Source organism: Pediococcus argentinicus (assembly GCF_001437605.1).
GTDB lineage: Bacteria > Bacillota > Bacilli > Lactobacillales > Lactobacillaceae > Pediococcus > Pediococcus argentinicus.
Genome location: NZ_JQCQ01000030.1, coordinates 1 through 20,145, shown reverse-complemented (window position 1 = coordinate 20,145; position 20,145 = coordinate 1). Strand labels below are relative to the sequence as shown.

Sequence of the window (20,145 nt, the reverse complement as noted above, 5' to 3'; positions counted from 1 at the left end):
TGTTGCACTTGATTTGACAATTCGGGATAACTCATAATTATAAATTTGTGCAACAAAAAAGACATCCCCGTAAGGATGTCTAATTATTGTTATTTAGTCGATTGGACGCATAGTTGGGAATAGAAGTACATCACGAATTGATGGTGCATCTGTAAGCAACATCACTAGTCGATCAATGCCGATTCCTAATCCACCTGTAGGAGGCATACCGTATTCCAAAGCTTCTATAAAGTCTTCATCAATTCCTTCGGCTTCGTCATTACCAGCTTTACGTTCTGCAACTTGTGCTTCGAATCGTTCTCTTTGATCAATTGGATCGTTCAATTCAGTAAAGGCGTTACCATATTCATTGCCTAAAATGTAAAGTTCAAAACGGTCTGTAAAACGATCATCATCAGGATTCTTCTTAGCAAGTGGAGAAATTTCCACTGGATGACCATAAATAAATACTGGTTGTTCTAGCTTATCTTGAACCTTTTGTTCAAAGAATTCATTAATAATATGACCAACTGTCCACCATTGTTCATAGTGAATTCCGTTATCATCAGCTAATTTCTTAGCTTCATCAACAGACATCTTAGGCCAGAAATCAATTCCAGTATATTTCTTGATTGCGTCAACCATATGCATACGTTCAAAATCTTGACCTAAATCAAGTTCTGTTCCTTGATAAGTAATTTTACCATCATCAGAAACAGCCTTAACAGCAGCCTTAAAGATTCCTTCTGTTTCATCCATTACATCATGGAAGTCGAAGTAAGCAGTATAAGTTTCAAGCATTGTAAATTCTGGATTATGACGAGTATCAATTCCTTCATTACGGAATACACGGCCGATTTCATAAACTCGTTCCATACCACCGACAATAAGACGCTTCAAATGTAACTCTAAAGCGATTCGAAGATAAAGATCGATATCGAGCGCATTATGATGTGTAATAAATGGACGTGCATTAGCTCCACCAGCTTGTGGATGTAAAACTGGTGTTTCAACTTCAGCATAGTCTTTATCATCTAAGAAATGACGAACAGCACTAACAATCTTAGTCCGTTTCTTAAAACGATCCATACTGTCATCATTAGCGATTAGGTCTAAATATCTCTGACGATAAATTTGTTCAACGTTTGTTAAACCATGGAATTTATCAGGAAGTGGACGGAGTGCCTTGGTTAAGAAAGTGAGACTCTCAACTTTGATTGTCAATTCACCCATATCGGTTTTCATGACATTACCAGATACACCAATAAAGTCACCTAAGTCAGCTTGCTTGAAAATAGCATACTGATCTTCACCAACTTCGTCTTTACGGACGTATAATTGCATCTTGCCGGAACGGTCTTTTAAATCAGCAAATCCTACTTTTCCCTTACCACGTTTAGAAATTAAACGACCAGCAATGGTTGCAGTAATGCCTTTTTCTTCAAGATCTTCTTTTTCAAGATCACCATATTGTTGATGTAAATCTGTTGCTAAATGAGTACGGTCAAAACGGTGTCCAAATGGATCGATACCCTTATCACGTAACTCTTGCATCTTTTCGCGTCTGACCTTTAATTGGTCATTCATATCTTGTTGCTTTTGAGCCACTTCAATTCCTCCTCATAAAATCATTTCTCGCTAATTATCGCCTAAAAATCACTAAAAAAGCAACCCCGATTAGTTTCTAACACTACTTTTAGCCAATTTTTCTCCAAATTGGTCAAAGATATCAATCATTTCTTGTTCTGAATCAGCATTATTCAAAGCAACCTTTGTTCGAGCTGAACGTGGAATACCCTTCAAATAATATGCTGCTTGTGTTCTAAATTCACGTGAACCGATGTTATCACCTTTAAGTTCAACTAGTCCGTGTAAATGTTCCTTGGCAATTGCAATCTTTTCTTCTGCATCTGGTTCTGGAATGATTTCTCCAGTTGCCAAATATTGAGAAATCCGTTTTAATTCCCATGGGTTACCCAAAACAGCACGTCCAATCATTGCTGCATCTGCACCAACGTCTTCAAGCATTCTTTTAGCATCTTCTGGTGTTTTAATATCACCATTGCCCATAAATGGAATTGTTAGTTCATTAGCAACTTGCTTCAAAATATCCCAGTCAGCATGACCAGTATACATTTGTTTACGTGTACGTCCGTGCATTGCTAATGCGGAAGCACCAGCACGTTCGGCAGCCAAAGCATTTTCGACAGCAAAAATATGATCAGAATCCCATCCGGTACGCATCTTAACCGTTACTGGTTTCTTAACTGCATCAGTTACATAAGAAACCATTTCATAAACCTTGTTAGGATCTAATAACCAACGGGCTCCAGCTTCAGTTTTAACAACTTTATTAACTGGGCATCCCATATTGATATCAATAATATCTGCTTCAGTATGTTGATCCACAAACTTTGCAGCTTCAACTAATGTATCTTTTGAGCCACCGAAAATCTGAATACTCATTGGATGTTCTTTAGCTTCAACATTCATCATACTTAAAGTTTTCTTGTTGCCATACATGATTCCTCGATCAGAAATCATTTCACAAACAACAAGTCCTGCGCCAAATTGTTTACAAATTAAACGAAATGCTGAATTTGTTACACCAGCCATTGGTGCTACAACAACTTGATTAGGAATTTTAACGTCGCCTATTTGCCACTCCATCTTGTCACCTCATTGAAAGAATTTTACATGCTGATTATCATATCACACAAATTAGTGGGTCTCCATTACAAGCCCCTTACTTTTGGTAATCAATAATTTCTTGTAAATCCTTTTCGCTGAACTGGTACTTATTACCACAAAAATGACAAACTGCCTCTGCACCATGATCTTGATCAATCATTTCTTGAATTTCTTTTTTAGATAACGTTGCTAATGACTTAGCAAAGCGTTCCTTACTACAATCACACTTGAATGAGACGTTCATCTTATCTAAGAACTTAACATCATCAATTGAGAAGATTTCAGTTAGGATTTGTTCCGGTGTCTTACCATCTCGGAGCATTTCAGATACTAGTGGTAAGGCATTTAAACGTGCTTGTAATTCATCAATGGCGTCATCAGTTGCATCTGGTAAAACCTGAATTAAGAATCCACCAGCGACACCAACCGTTTCATCCGGATTAACAAAGACAGAAACTCCAACGGCTGAAGGGATTTGTTCTGACTGTGCTAAGTAATAGGTAAAGTCATCACCGATTTCACCTGAGACAAGACCAACTTGTCCGGTAAATGGATCGCCCATTCCCATATCCTTTGTCACGGCCATAACACCTTCATGACCCACGGCACCACCAACATCAATGTGATGATTACCATTGAGTGGTAATGACACATGTGGATTTTGTAAATAACCTTTAACTGTTCCATTGGCATTACCATCAACAACGATTGTCCCCGTTGGTCCACCACCATTGATTTTAACAGTAAGTTTTTCCTCACCTTTTAGTACCGATGAAGATAATAATAAAGTTGCAGTTAATGAGCGCCCCAAAGCTGCTGTTGAAGCACTCCAAGAATCGTGACGTTTTTGAGCTTCAGCTACTAGGTTAGTTGTTCGAACTGCATAGGCCCGAAACATTCCATCCTTTACAACACTTTTAACTAGATAATCTTTCATAATTATAATTTGACTCACTTTCGCAAAAAAATCGTGAGTAGCGAATGCCGCTCACGATTAATTTTAAATTATAGTCGATCAGAGTGATCGTCTTTTGGTTTATAAACAGTAGTCTTTTGGTCAGAATCATCATTGCTTGAGTTTGAATCATTTTCATGATCATCTTCAATATCTTGATGACGTTCAGCTTCCTTGCGTTCAAGCTCACGTTTTGATTCTTCAAAAGTAGCAGCTTTTTCGCTTGGAAATTCTGAATCACCTGGTTTTTCAGGCATCTTACCGGTCTTGAATAAGCTAAGGATTTGTTTCTCATCCAATGTTTCATACTTCAACAATGCTTCAGCAATCAACTTATGTTGGTCACGATGTTCACTAATGATCTTACGAGCTTCCTCGTAACCTTCAGTAGTAAAACGACGAACTTCTTCATCGATTGTAGCAGCAGTCTTTTCTGAATAAGCAGGACCATTTTCGCCATAGTATGATTGACCAGGTGCGGCAAGTTCAACTTGTCCGATCTTTTCGCTCATACCATATTGAGTAACCATAGCACGCGCTAATTGAGTAGCTTGTTCAAAGTCATTTGAGGCTCCGGATGACTTCTGGTTGAAGATAATTTCTTCAGCAGCACGTCCACCCATCAATCCAGCAATTTGTTCCATAGCATCATTCTTAGAAAGAAGATTTTGGTCTTCCTTAGGAAGCATGATAGCATAACCGCCGGCACGTCCACGAGGTACAATTGTAACCTTATGAACAACACGAGCGTCATTCAATACTAATCCAACAATTGTATGTCCAGCTTCATGGTATGCAACAGTTTCACGTTCTTTTGGACTAACAACAGCGTTCTTCTTAGCTGGTCCAGCAATAACACGATCTTCTGCTTCATCCATATCAGCGGCGTCAATAGTTTTCTTACTACGACGAGCAGCCAATAAAGCAGCTTCATTAAGTAAGTTTTCCAAATCAGCACCCACGAAACCAGGAGTTTGTTTAGCAATTTCTGCTAAATCAACTGTTGAATCAAGTGGCTTGTTCTTAGCATGAACTTTAAGAATAGCTTCACGACCGCGAACATCAGGTCGACCCACTAAAATCTTACGGTCAAAACGACCAGGACGTAGTAAAGCAGGATCCAAAACATCAGAACGGTTAGTAGCAGCTATAACAATAACACCTTCGTTACCTGTAAATCCATCCATTTCAACCAATAATTGGTTCAGTGTTTGTTCACGTTCATCATTACCACCACCGGTACCATTACCACGGCGACGAGCCACAGCATCGATTTCATCGATGAAGATAATTGATGGTGAGTTTTTCTTAGCTTGATCAAATAAATCACGTACACGACTAGCACCAACCCCGACGAACATTTCAACGAAGTCAGAACCAGAAATAGAATAGAATGGCACGCCGGCTTCACCAGCAACAGCTTTAGCTAGTAAAGTTTTACCAGTCCCAGGAGGTCCCTCTAAAAGAACACCGGCCGGTATTCGAGCTCCAAGTTGCACAAACTTACGAGGATCTTTCAAGAATTCAACAACTTCAACAAGTTCTTGTTTTTCTTCTTCCTCACCAGCAACGTCAGAGAAGCGCACTTTGTTTGCGCTCTTATCAGCAGGCTTAACTTTAGATTTACCAAAGTTCATGACACGGTTATTACCACCGCCACCTTGACCTGCTTGACCCATCATAATGTAAAAGAACACAATGAAGAGCAATAATGGTAATCCAGTTACAAGTAATTGTACCCAGAAACCACTTGATTCTTCTGGCTTAGTTGTCATTGAGACATCTTTAGCATCAGCAGCTTTATTGATTTCGGCAATTGTTGAATCGTTTTGCAATACTGATGTTGTAAAACCAGTTACTTTGGTTGTAGTTACCGTTCCTGGGAATAAACCAGAACCCGAGTTATCTTTTTGTGCATCGCGATATTTACCCGTGATTTTGTAAATTCCGTTAGAAGGTTGGATTTCGAAGCTCTTAACATTGTCTTTCTTAATTTGAGAAACAAACTTCGATGAGGAGATGTTAGAAGTTTGGCTATTGCCACCCTTACCAACGACCGCCGCAATGATTCCCATAATACTTAAGAACACAACAATGTAAAAAAGGCTATTTCGAAAAAGTCCATTTCGATTATTGTTCATTTAGTTCCTCCTTGAGAATTCTCAAATTGCCTAATAAACAGGCTTAATTTGATCATTGACGATATAATACCATATTTGACTAACTTTGACCAATTATTTTTATTCGTAAATTTCAGGCTTCAAAACACCGACGTAAGGCAAGTTACGATAGAGTTCTTTGTAATCTAATCCATACCCCACAACAAATTCATCTGGAACCGTAAAGCCGACATAGTCAGCATCAATTTTCAACACTCTTCCAGTTGGTTTATCCATTAAAGTACAAACCTTAACTGAATTGGCAGAACGTTGCATCATCAAATCTACGATATATTTTAAAGTACGTCCTGTATCAACAATATCTTCAATAATTAAAATATCGCGACCAGCAACATCCGAACCCATATCTGTTACTAAATCAACTTCACCGCTGGAGGCAACTCCACCGTGATAACTTGATACATCGATGAAATCCATTTCAGTGTTGAGGTCAATCTCTCTCACAACGTCAGTCGTAAAGAAAATGGCCCCTTTTAAAACACTAACGATAATTGGTGTCTTACCAGCGTAGTCTTTGGTAATTTCTTTTCCTAACTTTTGACATACATTTTTGATGTCTTCTTGGCTATACAATACTTTTGCAATATCGTTGTCCATGCCTCTTAATCCCCCTGCGATTTAAGTACAACTGTATATTTTTTTAACTCTGGTTGGAATGTATTGGTCAACCAGTTCTTACGTAAATTAGGTACCCAGATCAATTGATCATTTTGATCAAAGATTGCTAGAAACTCTGAACGATGATCATTGCTAATCTTTTGATCAATTAGTTCTCGACGAACGCTCTTGTGGCCACCGCCTTTTAAGCTAAATTGAATACTTGAAAGAGCTGGTTTTAACAATAATGGTAACTGGATTTGATTTGCTGTCAATTCCATTTTCGCAATCAAATGATCATTAACGCTAATCGGTTGATCAGTCACCATAATTTGCTGATCCGAATTCATGTTGAACCAGTGGTTTAATACTAACACACGCTCCATTAATTGGTCATTGCTTTTTACGGTTTCTGGAACTTCATTTTTAAAATCGAATGTGTCATATGTTTTCTGCAATAGCCATCCCTGACCAACGTCTAAACTTCCCTGACTAGTCTCACCCATCAGAAATTGATCTTGGTCCTTTACCAATTGTCGTTTGAGTTCAACATTAGAAGTCATTCGTTCATTAATCGTTGCTAATATTTTCAAACGCCAAGCTTCTGACTGTTTTTGATATTCCTCTAAATCGAATTTTGATTCTAACGAAATTTGTTGAATCTTTTCTTTTAAAATCGTTTCGATTAACTCATTGTCAGTTGCAATTTGATTCTGATAATCGGCAAGATGTTGCAGAAATTGTTTATTTTCAGACTTTAGTTGTGGCACAACGTTGTGTCGCATCCGATTTCTTAGGTAATCATTTGTTTGATTAGTTTCATCTTCAAACCACTGAATATTGTTTCCCTGCGCTATTCTTTTTAAATCTGCTTTAGCATATTCAAGTAGTGGCCTGCCTAAAACTGTATCCGGAGTAAAATCTCTTTTAACTGCAATACCGGTTAATTCCGATAAACGACCGCCACGAACTAAACGCATCAAAAATGTTTCGGCCTGATCATCCGCATTATGGGCAGTAAACAGATAGCGTGCATGATACTTCTGAACTATTTCAGTAAAGAATTTATATCTAAATTGTCGGGCTGCATTTTCAACGCCATATTCAGGATGATTATCCATCGGCCATTTGATGGTTTCCATAATGACAGAATGTTGCCGACTCCATTGACGAAGATAGGCTTCCTCTTCTGTACTTTGTTCTCGCAACTGATGATTGATATGCGCCAAAATAATTTTGGGTCGCTGTGTTGTATCTAATGACACCAATGCCGTCACTAAAGTCATAGAATCCACACCACCAGAAACAGCTACAACAATTGTATCTTTGCTATTAAGTTGAAAGTCCTGATAAATTCCTAATCCTAATTGATTAATATTTTTCATTACTAATATCCTAAAGTTAAATAAAAAGAGCTATGACAAGTGTATGCTGCCACGCTCCTAAGTATTAGTTACTAAATTATTGATTAACTTCGACGACCGCCACGGCCCCCACGCTTACCTTCTGTGTTCTTTTTCAATGTTGATAAACGAGATTCACTATCTTTAAGGAATCCAGATAGCAATGAATCAAAGTCATTGCCTTCTTTTTGATCATTATTCCGACTAGGACGGTTGGAACTGTGGAAATTGTTACGTGGTCGATCATGTGAAGCAGGTTTGAAACTTGATTTTTGTTCGTGACCACTGTGTTGTCGACGTTCAGGTGTAGCAACTGGATGATCCTCAGCTTTACGAATTGAAAGAGCAATCTTACCATCATCTGCTACAGACAAAACTTTAACTTTGACTTCATCACCAATCGTTAATACATCATGAATATCTTTCACAAATCCATTTGAAACTTCACTAATATGTACCAAGCCTGATTTATGGTCACCCAAATCAACAAACGCTCCAAAATTAGTGATACCAGAAACCTTGCCAGCTACTTTGGTTCCAACTTCAATTGTCATGAATTAAAAAAATCCTCCTAAGAATAATAATGTTTCAATTATAGCATGTTCAAAAGTTGGTTATCAACGGATAATATGGGCTTTTCGAGAAATAAAAAGCTGGGAAAGAATATCTTTCCCAGCCATAGATTAATGTCTAATTTAATTGTTAAATTCTGTTCGATCAGAAGGTAAGTTGTAAACCGTCTCACCATTTCGTGAGTATAAATACTTGGAACGGACTAGCTTCTGCAAGTACTCTGTGTTGTTCATCTGTTTAACCCGATTTTTTAAATCAGAGTTACTTTCTTTAACGTCTTTTAGTTTAGAGTTAGTTGTAGCTATTTGTTGATTAACGTTACTCAACGTTACTTTAGCATGAACAATCTGAAATCCGAAGATTCCAACAAAAAATAAAAAAACACCCATAATAAAATAAAAGCGATGTTTACGGGCCCGAATGTAAGGATTAGTCGCGCCGGTAACACTTTTACTACCATGTGTGCTTCTAGTATTTTTAATCGTATTTTCTGTGTTACTAGCCATGACCATTCCTCCTTACTAATTTCCATTTTAGTATACCAACGGAATGGCGTGCTGTCTATCGAATTTTGATTAAATTTTATTCATTTTTGAAATCGCGTTCATACTTTTCCTCAATGATCGAATACATCAATTCTGCATCGTCACGTTTGGTAGTATCCATTAAGCGTTCGACTCTCACAATCAGAGTTTTATTACCAAATTTAATTTCAATTTTGTCATTCACCCTGACATCCGTTGAAGACTTAGCAACGCGGTCATTAATTAGAATACGTCCCTGGTCAGCAACTTCTTTTGCTAATGCGCGACGTTTGATAATACGTGATACTTTTAAAAATTTATCTAGTCTCATTTTTTCATCTCCTGAATCTTCTTTAAAATTCTCTTACCATATGGTACCAATAGCCATTCTCGAATAGTAAATAATTTACCAAAGATGGCATAAACAACAAAAACAGCGGCGCCGATAATAGCTCCAACTAACGCAGTTAATCCTGCATTAGCTCGTGAAGCATTTCCCAGAACCTGGGCAACACCATAAACCACTCCAGCCATGATTACATTTCCTAAAACTAACTTAGTTAAAAACTGGTGGTTGAATAAAGCATCGAAACGTAACCGTTCGGGCATCGCTTGCATCATAACTAACCAAATAATTAAGAGACTTAGTACTGTCACAATACTTGCACCGTTAATACCCCAGTGTCGAACAGCCACTCCATTAAAGATTAATTTGAAGACCATCCCCGCACTCAAAGCCCAGAAAGTCATCGTAATTGAACCACTACTTTGCAAAATACTGTTGTTAACAAAAATCAAAGCAGCAAAGATGATGCACAGATTATAAAGCATCAATGCGCTTGTACCTTCAACACTTCCGAATAACAGCAAATTAATTTGTGGCATTAATACAATCATTCCGATGCTGGCCGTCATTGAAACAGCCAAACTCACACGAATTAACGAACTAGCAGTGCGATAGAACATCCGAGAGTCGCGTGCTCGAATTGATTCAGTTAAAGATGGTAACATCGTCGTTGCAAATGATGTTGCAATAACTAATCCCACCTGAACCAGCGGTTGGGCACGATCATAAACCCCTTTAATGGATTTAGCAGCTTCATCAGGAATTCCACTTAATACTAAGTTGTTCTTGATTGTAAATGAATCCACCAACTGCAACAAAATTAACATTGCTGCAAATAAACAAATCAATCCACCTTCAGTTAGAAAACGACGACTTAAATGTTTAAATTGTTCCCATGAAAAAGACAGCTTAACCGTCCGCATTAATTTCACAGCAAATTGGACAAAGAATGCCATCGCAGCCACGGCCGCAAAATCAGCACTAGCCATAGCCCATTTACCCATTCGGTAAACGTTCCAATGGTGTTTAGCTGCTATATATGCCACAGCAATAATTACTAACACTCGGACTAGTTGCTCAACTACTTGTGATGTAGCAGTCGGACCCATTTTATAAATTCCTTGGTAGTAACCACGACCGGTTGCAATAATCGGCATGAATAAAAACATAAACGAAACAACTTTAATAATTGGTGCTAACCCTGGATCACCCATTCCCGTTGCTAAGAACGGAGCCGTCAAAAACGTGATTACAAATAAAATCACTGAGAAAACAGCAAGCACAATCATCGACTGATATGCTAGTTGCTTCTGTCGCACATCATCTTGTGCTTCCGCAATCAACTTGGAAATGAACACTGGAAATCCACTCAAAGCAAACGTCATCCCAATACCATAGATCGGATAAATCTGCTGATAGACGTAGAAACCAGTATTTCCAACTAAATTTTGGAGCGGAATTCGATAAACTGCACTCAAAATCTTAGCAATCACCGAAGCCAGCGATAATACCAAAGCGCCCTGTATTAAGTTTTTACCATGTCTTTTTTGCAAAACTAATTCTCCACTAGTTCTTTATTTAAAGCCTTTATAAAATCAATCAACTGACCAAACCACGTGGCCTGTTGCATCTTAGGTTGAATTACTAACTTAACATGCATTTTACCGTTATTTTCAGCAATTGTCGCCCTGAGCTTCGTTACAGACAAAGCTTCAAAAATACCTTCACCCGAAATATCAGTTGATGCTTTCGGTGATAACATGATAAAGATTAAATCATCTTTTCGTTCAATCTTCTCAATTAATGCTCGGTCAGCCTCTAATTTCAGCTTAGCAACTTGCACCAAGTTGGCAACTTCCAGTGGATATTCGCCAAAACGATCGATTAGATCATCCTGAACCTCCATCAATTGATCATTATTTTCAACTTGGCGAATCCGTTTATAGAATTCAATTTTTTGTTGTTGATCATTAACGTATTGATCTGGAATAAATGCTTCAATCCCCAGTTCAATTTCAGCATCTGACTTAGGACGAACCTTCTTACCCCGCTTTTTGCTAACAGCGTCAGATAGCATTTGAGTATACATATCATAACCAACTGAGTCGATAAATCCATGTTGTTGTTTACCTAATAAGTTACCGGCTCCACGAATTGACAAATCTCGCATCGCAATTTTAAAACCTGAACCTAACTCAGTAAAGTCTTTGATAGCTTCTAATCGCTTCTCACCGACTTCAGTTAAAACCTTGTTCTTTTGGTACGTGAAATATGCATAAGCAACCCGTGAACTTCGTCCAATCCGGCCACGAATTTGATACAACTGTGATAATCCCATATGATCAGCATTTTCCACAAACAACGTATTAACGTTTGGAATATCAATCCCCGTTTCAATAATCGTAGTTGTCACCAAGACATCGTATTGACCTTCAATAAATTCAACCAGAACATCTTCTAATTGCTTTTCGGTCATTTGTCCATGAATATATCCAACTGTGGCTTCCGGAACTAACGCTTCAACTTCAGAAACAACTCGTTCGATATCATCGACACGATTGTGTAGATAGAACACCTGTCCGCCACGACGCATTTCGCGTTGAATACCATCCCGTAACGAACCCACATTTTCTTCCATAACATAGGTCTGAATTGGATAACGATTAGTTGGCGGTGTTTCAATTACGGACAAATCTCGAACGCCCATCATCGACATATTTAGCGTTCGAGGAATTGGAGTTGCAGTTAGAGTCAAAACATCTACCTGTGATCGTAATTCTTTAATTCGTTCCTTATGCTTAACGCCAAATCGTTGTTCTTCATCAATAACCAGGAGTCCTAAATCTTTGAAGTCCACATCTTTAGAAAGTAAACGGTGTGTTCCCACAACCACGTCCACACTTCCAGCTTTCATCCCAGCAACCGTATCTTTAATCTGCTTACTAGTTTGAAAACGTGATAACATACCAATTTCAATTGGATATCCTTCAAACCGATCATGCATCGTATCAAAATGCTGCTGAGCTAAGATTGTGGTTGGTACTAAAATAGCAACTTGCTTTCCTGCTTCAACCGCTTTAAAAGCGGCTCGTAATGCTACCTCAGTTTTACCATAACCAACATCCCCAACTAACAAACGATCCATTGGTCGTGGTCGTTCCATATCACGCTTAATTTCTTCAATTGAGCGTAACTGATCAGGTGTTTCAGAATAAGCAAAGCCATTTTCAAATTGACGTTGGTAATCATCATCTGGTGGAAAGGCAAAACCTTTTTCTGATTCACGTTTGGCGTACAACTGCACTAAATCATCAGCAATATCTTCAATTTTTGAAGCAACTTTACGCTTAGTCTTCGCCCAGTCACTACCACCTAATTTATTTAAAGTTGGACGTTTGCCTTCTGCAGCAACATATTTCTGAACTAAATTAAGCTGCGTTACTGGAATAAAGAGTTGTCCGGTACCTTTATACTGAATCGTAATGTAATCTTGATGAACTCCATCAACCTCCATCGTCGTCATTCCGGTAAACTTACCAATTCCATGATTGACATGCACAACATAATCGCCAGGCTTCAGCTCGGTATAACTCTTGAGCCGTTCAGCATTTTCAATTGTTTGGCGTCGCGGTTTACGCCGTTTAACCTTCGCAAATAACTCACGCTCTGTTAGTACTACTAATTTGGCAACTGGGAATTCAAATCCATTTTCTAGCGAGCCTTGAATTAAGCTTACACTGCCACTTTTTATATCATTGGGTTCTGCAATGGTCGAAAAGATTTCAAAATCATTCAGTGTTTCGCTAATCTTTTCTTGGCGCTTCGAAGAATTAGTCAAGATAACAACGGTATGGCCTTGCTTATGCCATCGGTCGATTTCACCTTTCAAGGCTGGCATTTGCCCAAAGAATTCTTGGACTGCCCGGGTTGTTACTTCCGTAATTTGATCAAAGCGTAATCGACCCATACCCTTTTGAAACATTGATAAAAACAGTTGTGTTTGTCTTTTATCCTTAAATAACTCACGTAGTTCAAAACCAAATCCTTCATTATCTAGTAGCTGACCTTTTTCTAATTGATCCGTAATCCATGACATTTCATTTGTACTGATGTCCCGTTCAGCATCAATCAAACGCGTATAATCATCAGCCATCAAAATGCTGTCATCACCGGCATAATCCAAAATTGAACTAGGTTCATTGAACAACTGCTTTTCAAACATAATATCTTCTGGCACTAAATCGTGATGTTTCCAACGTTCAATAACTGGTGCAATATTATTACTTAATTGATCTTGATCTGCTTGTCCCAGTTTCTTGCTACGAGTCGTCAACATGGCGCTCATTTTATTCATAGCTTCTGTTAAACCGTCATCATCGATCACTAAGTCCGTTGCTGGTAAAATGGTGACTTCATCAATATTTTCAATACTACGTTGATTGTCCGAATCAAAAGTCCGAATCGAATCGATTTCTGTATCAAAAAAATCCAAACGAACTGGGTTTTCCTGATTTAGCGGATAAATATCAATGATAGAACCACGTACTGCAAACTCACCAGGTTTTTCAACCATTTCAGCGTGTTCGTAACCCATGACAAATAATTTGTGCTGTAATTCAGTAAAATCATAGTCATTACCCATGCTGATACTAAACGTAGCCATGCCAAAAACATCAGGTTGTGGTAAATGGCGGCGAACACCTGAAACAGAAGTTACATAAACTCCCGCTTGATGCTGCAACAAACCATTTAGCGCAGTAACCCGATTTCCCCGATAGGTTGGAGAACTTGTCGCAACTTCAGCAGCAATAATTTCTTCGACTGGAAAAAGAAATAACTGTTCTTCAGGCAAAACCGCATGTAAATCATCGTACATTTTTTCTGCTTTAGCTAGATTATCAACAACAACTACAACTGGTTCTTGCTTGCTTTGAACTAACGTCTGTAATAGCAGTAATTTGGCAGAATCTAATAATCCTGTTACTAACTGTCGTTTTCCCTTATTCGCATCACTTAAAACATTTTGAACAGCCTCTGTGTTTTCAAAATAGTTTTGAATATTCATTAAATACTTTTCTCCATATGAAATGAAACTAGTTATGTTCACTCATTAATTTATTGAAATCAACGTCGTCAATCCACTCATCTAAAATCTGAACAGCTTGATCAAGTCCTTGGTCAAATTCAATTCTTTGCTCTTTACTAAACCGACTAAGAACATGATCAACAACCGTCTTACGATCTGGATGGTCGATTCCAAGGCGTAACCGATTAAAAGCTTGGGTACCCAAATGAGCAATCAAACTTTTAATTCCGTTATGCCCACCAGCAGAACCCTTTTGACGCAATCTAATTTTTCCTACCGGCATATCCATATCATCGTAGGCTACAATCAAATCTTCCATGTCAATATCGTAATAATCCATCAAAGGACGAACTGCTCGTCCAGAATCGTTCATATAAGTAGAAGGTTTAACCAATAGTATTTTTTCACCATTGTGTCTAAAGTCTCCAACCATGGCTTCACTTTGATTCTTAAAGTTTGATACATCGTGTTCTTTGGCAAATTGATCAATCACCATAAATCCCGTATTATGTCGTGTTTGATCATATTCTTTACCAATATTTCCTAATCCAACAATCATTTTCATAATTAGTAATGCTCCATTTCCATGCAAAAACGGCCGAACAGTTTAAAATACCCGTCCAGCGTCCTCAATTAATTGTTTAATATTACCATATTGAACCGGGTAGATACGAATATAAGTTCTCAATTCGGACAAAAAAAGACATTTATTCAGAATCTAATTACTTAAATTTAACGAGAGCTCTTCAAATTTACACGATTAAAATGTTATACTATTAGCGTTATAAAAATTTTAACTACGAAGGGAATGGATATTTTGTCTAATATTCAAAATCATCAAAAAGTTGTTTTAGTAGGTGACGGTGCCGTAGGTTCAAGTTTTGCTTTTGCTATGGCTCAACAAGGAATCGCCGAAGAATTTGTTATCGTTGATGTTGTTAAGGAACGTACTGAAGGAGACGCATTAGATCTTGAAGATGCAACTCCATTCACTGCTCCAAAGAACATTTACTCAGGTGACTACTCAGACTGTAAAGACGCTGATTTAGTTGTTATTACAGCTGGTGCACCTCAAAAACCAGGTGAAACACGCCTTGACCTTGTAAACAAGAACTTAGGTATCTTGTCAACAATCGTTAAGCCAGTTGTTGACTCAGGTTTCGACGGTATCTTCTTAGTTGCTGCTAACCCTGTTGACATCCTTACTTACGCTACATGGAAATTCTCAGGATTCCCTAAGGAAAAAGTTATCGGTTCAGGTATCTCACTTGACTCAGCTCGTTTACGTGTTGCTCTTGGTAAGAAGTTCAACGTTAGCCCTGACTCAGTTGATGCTTACATCTTGGGTGAACATGGTGATAGCGAATTCGCTGCTTACTCAACTGCTTCAATCGGTACAAAACCACTTCTTGAAATCGCTAAAGAAGAAGGCGTTTCAGAAGACGAATTAGCACAAATCGAAGACAGTGTTCGTAACAAAGCTTACGAAATCATCAACAAGAAGGGTGCTACATTCTACGGTGTTGGTACTGCCTTGATGCGTATTTCTAAAGCTATCTTACGTGACGAAAACGCTGTTCTACCTGTTGGTGCTTACATGGAAGGCCAATACGGCTTGAACGATATTTATATCGGTACACCAGCTGTTATTAACGGCCAAGGTTTAGCACGTGTCATCGAATCACCATTGAGTGACTCAGAAATGAAGAAGATGACTGACTCAGCTACAACTCTTAAAAAAGTTCTTAACGACGGTTTAGACAACCTTGCTAAGAAAAACAAATAATTAATATTATTTGAATAAAACCAATCACTTTTTATGAAGTGGTTGGTTTTTTTGTGGCCTTTTTAGGGGTTAAGGTTATAGAGGCATCCTACCATCCAAAACGTGCTCCTCAAACCTGTTCTCTGCGCTTACTACGCAAAGTAATCATTACCTAACCCGTAATAATCACTTTCCTATGTAATGCTCAAGAGCAACCCGGTTTGCTCACACTCTATTCCGAAACGTGCTCCTCAAACCAGTCTTCTCCGTTTAGCTACGGACTAGAAACATTCCCCAACCCGGAATATTCCCAGCCCTATGCTATACTCGAAGACTAATCGGGTTTGCTCACACTCTATTCCGAAACGTGCTCCTCAAACCAGTCTTCTCCGTTTAGCTACGGACTAGAAACATTCCCCAACCCGGAATATTCCCAGCCCTATGCTATACTCGAAGACTAATCGGGTTTGCTCACACTCTATTCCGAAACGTGCTCCTCAAACCAGTCTTCTCCGTTTAGCTACGGACTAGAAACATTCCCCAACCCGGAATATTCCCAGCCCTATGCTATACTCGAAGACTAATCGNTCCGTTTAGCTACGGACTAGAAACATTCCCCAACCCGGAATATTCCCAGCCCTATGCTATACTCGAAGACTAACCGGTTTGACTCACACTCTTATTTTTGAGTAAATTAGCTTGATTATTTAGCGCTAACAAAGTATCCTAACTAAGGTATGAACTAAATTAAGGAGGGCTATTATGCGACGCGCACGAGCTCATAAAAGTCATAAAGTATTATGGAGTACCTTAGGTGCTACAGCAGTTATTGTTGGTGGCTTTGGAATCGGCACATATCACTATGCGACCGCTGATAAATTTTTACCCAACACCTCTATTTCAGGCGTAAATGTTGGCAATCTTTCAGCCAAACAAGCTGGGGATGCAATCACTAAAGAACTTTCAAATCGAAAAATCAAACTAACTGATGGTAATAACGATGTTAAGAATATTGATATATCTGATACCGGTATTACTGTAAAAAGTCCGGATTCATTAGAATCATCAATCAAGTCTCAAAAAAGTTGGTCTTGGCCACTCAAATTAACTAAGGTAGTTCAAGCAAAGGACTCAGTTAAACTTGGAACTGCAAAAGTTGATGCAGCTAAACTTGATAAGTTTGTTGATCAACAAACAAAAGAATTAAATAAAAACCGTAAGCCTTCTACTCTTTCAAAAATTGAAGTTGCTCCAGACGGATCAGCTAAGTTAATTCGAGGAAAACAAGGTAATGCGATTGGCAAAGCAGAATTTAAAGCAAACGTTAAAAAAGCTGTTACTGCAGGTAGCCAGTCTATTGATTTAAAACAGTCTTACGAAAAATCAACTGCTAAAAAGAGTGATCAATTGGCTAACCAAGTTGAAAAAATCGACAAGATTAAAGCTAACTATGACATTAATGGTAAACAAGTTACTATTTCAAACAAATTAATTAACTCTTGGCTAAAAGTTGAACCAGATGCAATGGGAGCTCAAAACTTATCACTTAACGAAACAGCTATTAAACAATACTTAGATAAACTAAGTGATAAATACGGTACCTATAAGGAAGATATTACCTTTAAGAGTACCAAACAAGGTACACAAACAGTTAAGGGTGGTAACTACGGTTGGTTAATCGATAGTGAAACTGATGCTCATGCATTAGCTCAAAAATTATTAGCTGGTCAAGACTTCACACAAAAAGCTACTATTACTGGTTCTGGTCAAAATGAGAAACGTGGTCAACTTGGAAATACTTACGTTGAAGTTGATAAGAAGAATCAACACATGTGGTTCTACAAGAATGGTAAGTTAGTTATCTCAACACGTGTCGTTACGGGTAATCCACCTAAGCAAGTAACTCCAAGTGGTGTTTGGTTCATTTGGAAGAAAGAGCAAAATGCTACTCTTAAGGGTAAAAATGACGATGGTTCTAACTATGCATCACCTGTTAAGTACTGGATGCCAATTGATTATACTGGCGTCGGTTTACATGATGCTCCTTGGCAACCTACTTTCGGTGGCGACTGGTACAAGACTCATGGTTCACATGGATGTGTTAACACTCCACCAGATGTAATGCCAAAACTGTACGCTGCTGTTCCTCTTGGCACACCAGTTGTCGTAATTTCGTAATCGTGTTTTAAATGTAAAAATGGTATCATTAAAAAGTACTTAAAAAAGGGAGGATATTTCTAATGTTATTAAAATCAATGGTTAAACCAAAGGAACGCCTTACTACTGTTCGTGAAGACGCTACTCTAGAAGAAGCTCTAACAATTCTTGAAGATTCAGGTTTCCGTTGTGTGCCGGTTCTTGATGAAACTGGTACATTATTTCGAGGAAATATTTACAAGATGCACATCTATCGTCACAAATCACGTGGCGGTGAGATGTCAGATCCTGTAACCTCTCTTTTAAAGAACTCAACTAAATACATTAATGTTAATGCAGCATTCTTTAACGTTTTCTTCTCTATTAAAGATTTGCCTTACATCACTGTTTTAGATGACAACAATCATTTTTACGGTATTTTAACTCATGCTCGTTTGTTAGATGTTCTTTCTCAATCATGGAACGTCAATGTTGGTAGTTACGTCTTAACAGTCGTTTCTAGTGGCGAACGCGGTGATCTTGCTTCAATGGCTAAGATTATTACTAAGTACACTTCAATCGCCAGTGTGATTACCTTAGACGCCCAGGAAGGTGAATTAGTTCACCGAACAATGTTTACTCTCCCTTCTGATGTTGGTCAAAAGAAACTAGAACGAATCATTGATAATTTGGAACGTAAAGAATTCCGTGTTCCAGAAGTTGAAGACTTACAAGCTTTCAACCGTTAATCGAAACCATAATAAAAAGGATTTGAGCTTTTGCTCAGATCCTTTTTTTGAAATCTAAAATATTATTTAGTAAGTACATGATTGGTGCCATAATTGCCATAATCACTAATTCAGATAAAGCAGTTGTTGCATATGTTGGCCAAAATGGTAAGTTTAGCGTCCAATGTAGTTCTAAAGCAATTAAGAACATTGAAACTGTAAACAATAAGGTATTAATAGCCATCTTAACCCAAGTATTGGAGACTCTTGGCAAGACATAGATTGCAATTAGTAACGCAATGGCCGTCTGACCAGTTCCAAATACAACATCCAGCAAATGATTGAGTGAAGTTGGTCCAAATAAATTAAATAAGAACACTCCCCCAACTACTCCCCAGAAGTATTTTCGATTGAAGACAATCAAATGATTTAGTCCTTCTGAAAGTCTAAATTGAATTGTTCCGGAAGCCAATCCAAACATGTTTACCAATAATGATAAAACAATATAAACTGCGGCGACCATGGCATTAACAATCCATGAGCGCGTATTTTCATTTCCCATAACCTATACTCCTTAGTTTTTTTACGTGGGATAATTGCGAACCACGGTTTTTAATGATAGCATACGATTTAAACACGTGCAAAGGAGCGTTAATCCATATGATAACAGTTGAACCATTCCAAAAAGAAAACTTACAACAAATAATCGAAATTGATAAGCAAATCTGGAATCCTACCAATACACCTGTAGCTAATAGTGAAAAACTAGGCACACCTGAAGAACACTACTATAATACAAACGTACTGGTAGCTAAAAATGATGATAATAAAGTTGTCGGATACATTGAATACAACTCGCCCTCAAAATTAAAAGCAGCTCGTTACACATGGGAATTTGGTATTGGTGTTGATCCCAATTTTCAACACCAGCATATTGGAACTAATTTGATTGAGGGTTTGAAAGACGAAGCTATCAAACAAAACATTCACAAAATTGCATTGCGTGTCTTTTCAACTAACCCAAACGCCATTGCCTTTTACAAAAAGAACGGCTTCACGATTGAAGGCACGTTAAAGGATGAATTCTTTGTGGATAATCACTTTGTTGACGATATTCGCATGTCTTATTTTATATAACTAAACAAAAGCAGAACCTTGCGCTCGGCCCTGTCAAGTTGACAT

General features: G+C 38.1%; 17 protein-coding genes and 1 riboswitch. Of the genes, 4 read left to right on the top strand and 13 right to left on the bottom strand.

Going from position 1 to position 20,145, the window contains the following annotated elements; translation table 11 throughout:
- Positions 1-93: 93 nt before the first annotated feature.
- The 12 genes from lysS to pth form a co-directional block, all read right to left on the bottom strand.
- Complete coding sequence (gene lysS, locus IV88_RS07130) at positions 94-1,587, bottom strand: lysine--tRNA ligase (protein WP_057800179.1); 1,494 nt, start codon at positions 1,585-1,587, stop codon at positions 94-96.
- 69 nt (positions 1,588-1,656) lie between these two features.
- A complete protein-coding gene (gene dusB / locus IV88_RS07125) occupies positions 1,657-2,649 on the bottom strand; it encodes a tRNA dihydrouridine synthase DusB (protein WP_057800176.1) in 993 nt (330 codons plus the stop codon).
- Positions 2,650-2,725: 76 nt separating this feature from the next.
- Complete coding sequence (gene hslO / locus IV88_RS07120) at positions 2,726-3,607, bottom strand: Hsp33 family molecular chaperone HslO (RefSeq protein WP_057800174.1); 882 nt, start codon at positions 3,605-3,607, stop codon at positions 2,726-2,728.
- Between the two features lie 68 nt (positions 3,608-3,675).
- Positions 3,676-5,766, bottom strand: a complete 2,091-nt coding sequence (ftsH, locus tag IV88_RS07115) for an ATP-dependent zinc metalloprotease FtsH (RefSeq protein WP_057800172.1) — start codon at positions 5,764-5,766, stop codon at positions 3,676-3,678.
- A 99-nt stretch (positions 5,767-5,865) separates the two neighbouring features.
- Positions 5,866-6,402, bottom strand: coding sequence for a hypoxanthine phosphoribosyltransferase (gene hpt / locus IV88_RS07110; RefSeq protein ID WP_057800170.1), 537 nt, complete (start codon positions 6,400-6,402; stop codon positions 5,866-5,868).
- A gap of 5 nt (positions 6,403-6,407) precedes the next feature.
- Positions 6,408-7,787, bottom strand: a complete 1,380-nt coding sequence (gene tilS, locus IV88_RS07105) for a tRNA lysidine(34) synthetase TilS (protein WP_057800167.1) — start codon at positions 7,785-7,787, stop codon at positions 6,408-6,410.
- Between the two features lie 83 nt (positions 7,788-7,870).
- The gene (locus tag IV88_RS07100) at positions 7,871-8,359 is read right to left on the bottom strand and encodes a S1 domain-containing RNA-binding protein (protein WP_057800166.1); all 489 of its coding nucleotides are present in this window, start codon (positions 8,357-8,359) and stop codon (positions 7,871-7,873) included.
- Between the two features lie 141 nt (positions 8,360-8,500).
- Positions 8,501-8,884 (bottom strand): FtsB family cell division protein, encoded by a 384-nt coding sequence (locus IV88_RS07095; protein WP_057800164.1) that lies wholly within the window; start codon positions 8,882-8,884, stop codon positions 8,501-8,503.
- 76 nt (positions 8,885-8,960) lie between these two features.
- The gene (locus tag IV88_RS07090) at positions 8,961-9,233 is read right to left on the bottom strand and encodes an RNA-binding S4 domain-containing protein (protein ID WP_057800162.1); all 273 of its coding nucleotides are present in this window, start codon (positions 9,231-9,233) and stop codon (positions 8,961-8,963) included.
- Positions 9,230-10,801 carry a putative polysaccharide biosynthesis protein gene (locus tag IV88_RS07085; RefSeq protein WP_057800160.1) on the bottom strand — a complete coding sequence of 524 codons (1,572 nt, stop codon included), beginning with the start codon at positions 10,799-10,801 and terminating at the stop codon, positions 9,230-9,232. Before IV88_RS07085 ends, IV88_RS07090 begins: the two co-directional genes overlap by 4 nt.
- Before the next feature lie 2 nt (positions 10,802-10,803).
- Positions 10,804-14,313 carry a transcription-repair coupling factor gene (gene mfd, locus IV88_RS07080; protein WP_057800158.1) on the bottom strand — a complete coding sequence of 1,170 codons (3,510 nt, stop codon included), beginning with the start codon at positions 14,311-14,313 and terminating at the stop codon, positions 10,804-10,806.
- A gap of 28 nt (positions 14,314-14,341) precedes the next feature.
- Entirely contained in the window at positions 14,342-14,899 is a 558-nt protein-coding gene (pth, locus tag IV88_RS07075) for an aminoacyl-tRNA hydrolase (RefSeq protein ID WP_057800157.1), read from the bottom strand.
- Between the two features lie 252 nt (positions 14,900-15,151).
- Here pth and IV88_RS07070 point away from each other — a divergent pair, with 252 nt between their 5' ends.
- From IV88_RS07070 to cbpA, 3 genes are all read left to right on the top strand, one after another.
- Entirely contained in the window at positions 15,152-16,120 is a 969-nt protein-coding gene (locus IV88_RS07070) for an L-lactate dehydrogenase (protein WP_057800181.1), read from the top strand.
- Positions 16,121-16,861: 741 nt separating this feature from the next.
- Entirely contained in the window at positions 16,862-18,277 is a 1,416-nt protein-coding gene (locus tag IV88_RS07065; protein WP_057800155.1) for a L,D-transpeptidase family protein, read from the top strand.
- 62 nt (positions 18,278-18,339) lie between these two features.
- Positions 18,340-18,984, top strand: a complete 645-nt coding sequence (gene cbpA, locus IV88_RS07060) for a cyclic di-AMP binding protein CbpA (RefSeq protein WP_057800153.1) — start codon at positions 18,340-18,342, stop codon at positions 18,982-18,984.
- A 34-nt stretch (positions 18,985-19,018) separates the two neighbouring features.
- Here cbpA and IV88_RS07055 read toward each other — a convergent pair whose 3' ends face one another.
- Positions 19,019-19,525, bottom strand: a complete 507-nt coding sequence (locus IV88_RS07055) for a QueT transporter family protein (protein ID WP_057800152.1) — start codon at positions 19,523-19,525, stop codon at positions 19,019-19,021.
- A gap of 6 nt (positions 19,526-19,531) precedes the next feature.
- Positions 19,532-19,576: riboswitch (PreQ1 riboswitch) on the bottom strand.
- Positions 19,577-19,623: 47 nt separating this feature from the next.
- Between IV88_RS07055 and IV88_RS07050 the strand changes: the two genes are divergently transcribed.
- A complete protein-coding gene (locus tag IV88_RS07050; protein ID WP_057800151.1) occupies positions 19,624-20,100 on the top strand; it encodes a GNAT family N-acetyltransferase in 477 nt (158 codons plus the stop codon).
- Positions 20,101-20,145 lie beyond the last annotated feature (45 nt).

Coding starts and splice junctions, on each gene's coding strand:
- IV88_RS07050 (WP_057800151.1), top strand. CDS start 19,624: ATGATAACAGTTGAACCATTCCAAAAAGAAAACTTACAACAAATAATC.
- IV88_RS07055 (WP_057800152.1), bottom strand. CDS start 19,525: ATGGGAAATGAAAATACGCGCTCATGGATTGTTAATGCCATGGTCGCC.
- hpt (WP_057800170.1), bottom strand. CDS start 6,402: ATGGACAACGATATTGCAAAAGTATTGTATAGCCAAGAAGACATCAAA.
- hslO (WP_057800174.1), bottom strand. CDS start 3,607: ATGAAAGATTATCTAGTTAAAAGTGTTGTAAAGGATGGAATGTTTCGG.
- cbpA (WP_057800153.1), top strand. CDS start 18,340: ATGTTATTAAAATCAATGGTTAAACCAAAGGAACGCCTTACTACTGTT.
- IV88_RS07090 (WP_057800162.1), bottom strand. CDS start 9,233: ATGAGACTAGATAAATTTTTAAAAGTATCACGTATTATCAAACGTCGC.
- tilS (WP_057800167.1), bottom strand. CDS start 7,787: ATGAAAAATATTAATCAATTAGGATTAGGAATTTATCAGGACTTTCAA.
- IV88_RS07100 (WP_057800166.1), bottom strand. CDS start 8,359: ATGACAATTGAAGTTGGAACCAAAGTAGCTGGCAAGGTTTCTGGTATC.
- IV88_RS07065 (WP_057800155.1), top strand. CDS start 16,862: ATGCGACGCGCACGAGCTCATAAAAGTCATAAAGTATTATGGAGTACC.
- pth (WP_057800157.1), bottom strand. CDS start 14,899: ATGAAAATGATTGTTGGATTAGGAAATATTGGTAAAGAATATGATCAA.
- mfd (WP_057800158.1), bottom strand. CDS start 14,313: ATGAATATTCAAAACTATTTTGAAAACACAGAGGCTGTTCAAAATGTT.
- dusB (WP_057800176.1), bottom strand. CDS start 2,649: ATGGAGTGGCAAATAGGCGACGTTAAAATTCCTAATCAAGTTGTTGTA.
- IV88_RS07095 (WP_057800164.1), bottom strand. CDS start 8,884: ATGGCTAGTAACACAGAAAATACGATTAAAAATACTAGAAGCACACAT.
- ftsH (WP_057800172.1), bottom strand. CDS start 5,766: ATGAACAATAATCGAAATGGACTTTTTCGAAATAGCCTTTTTTACATT.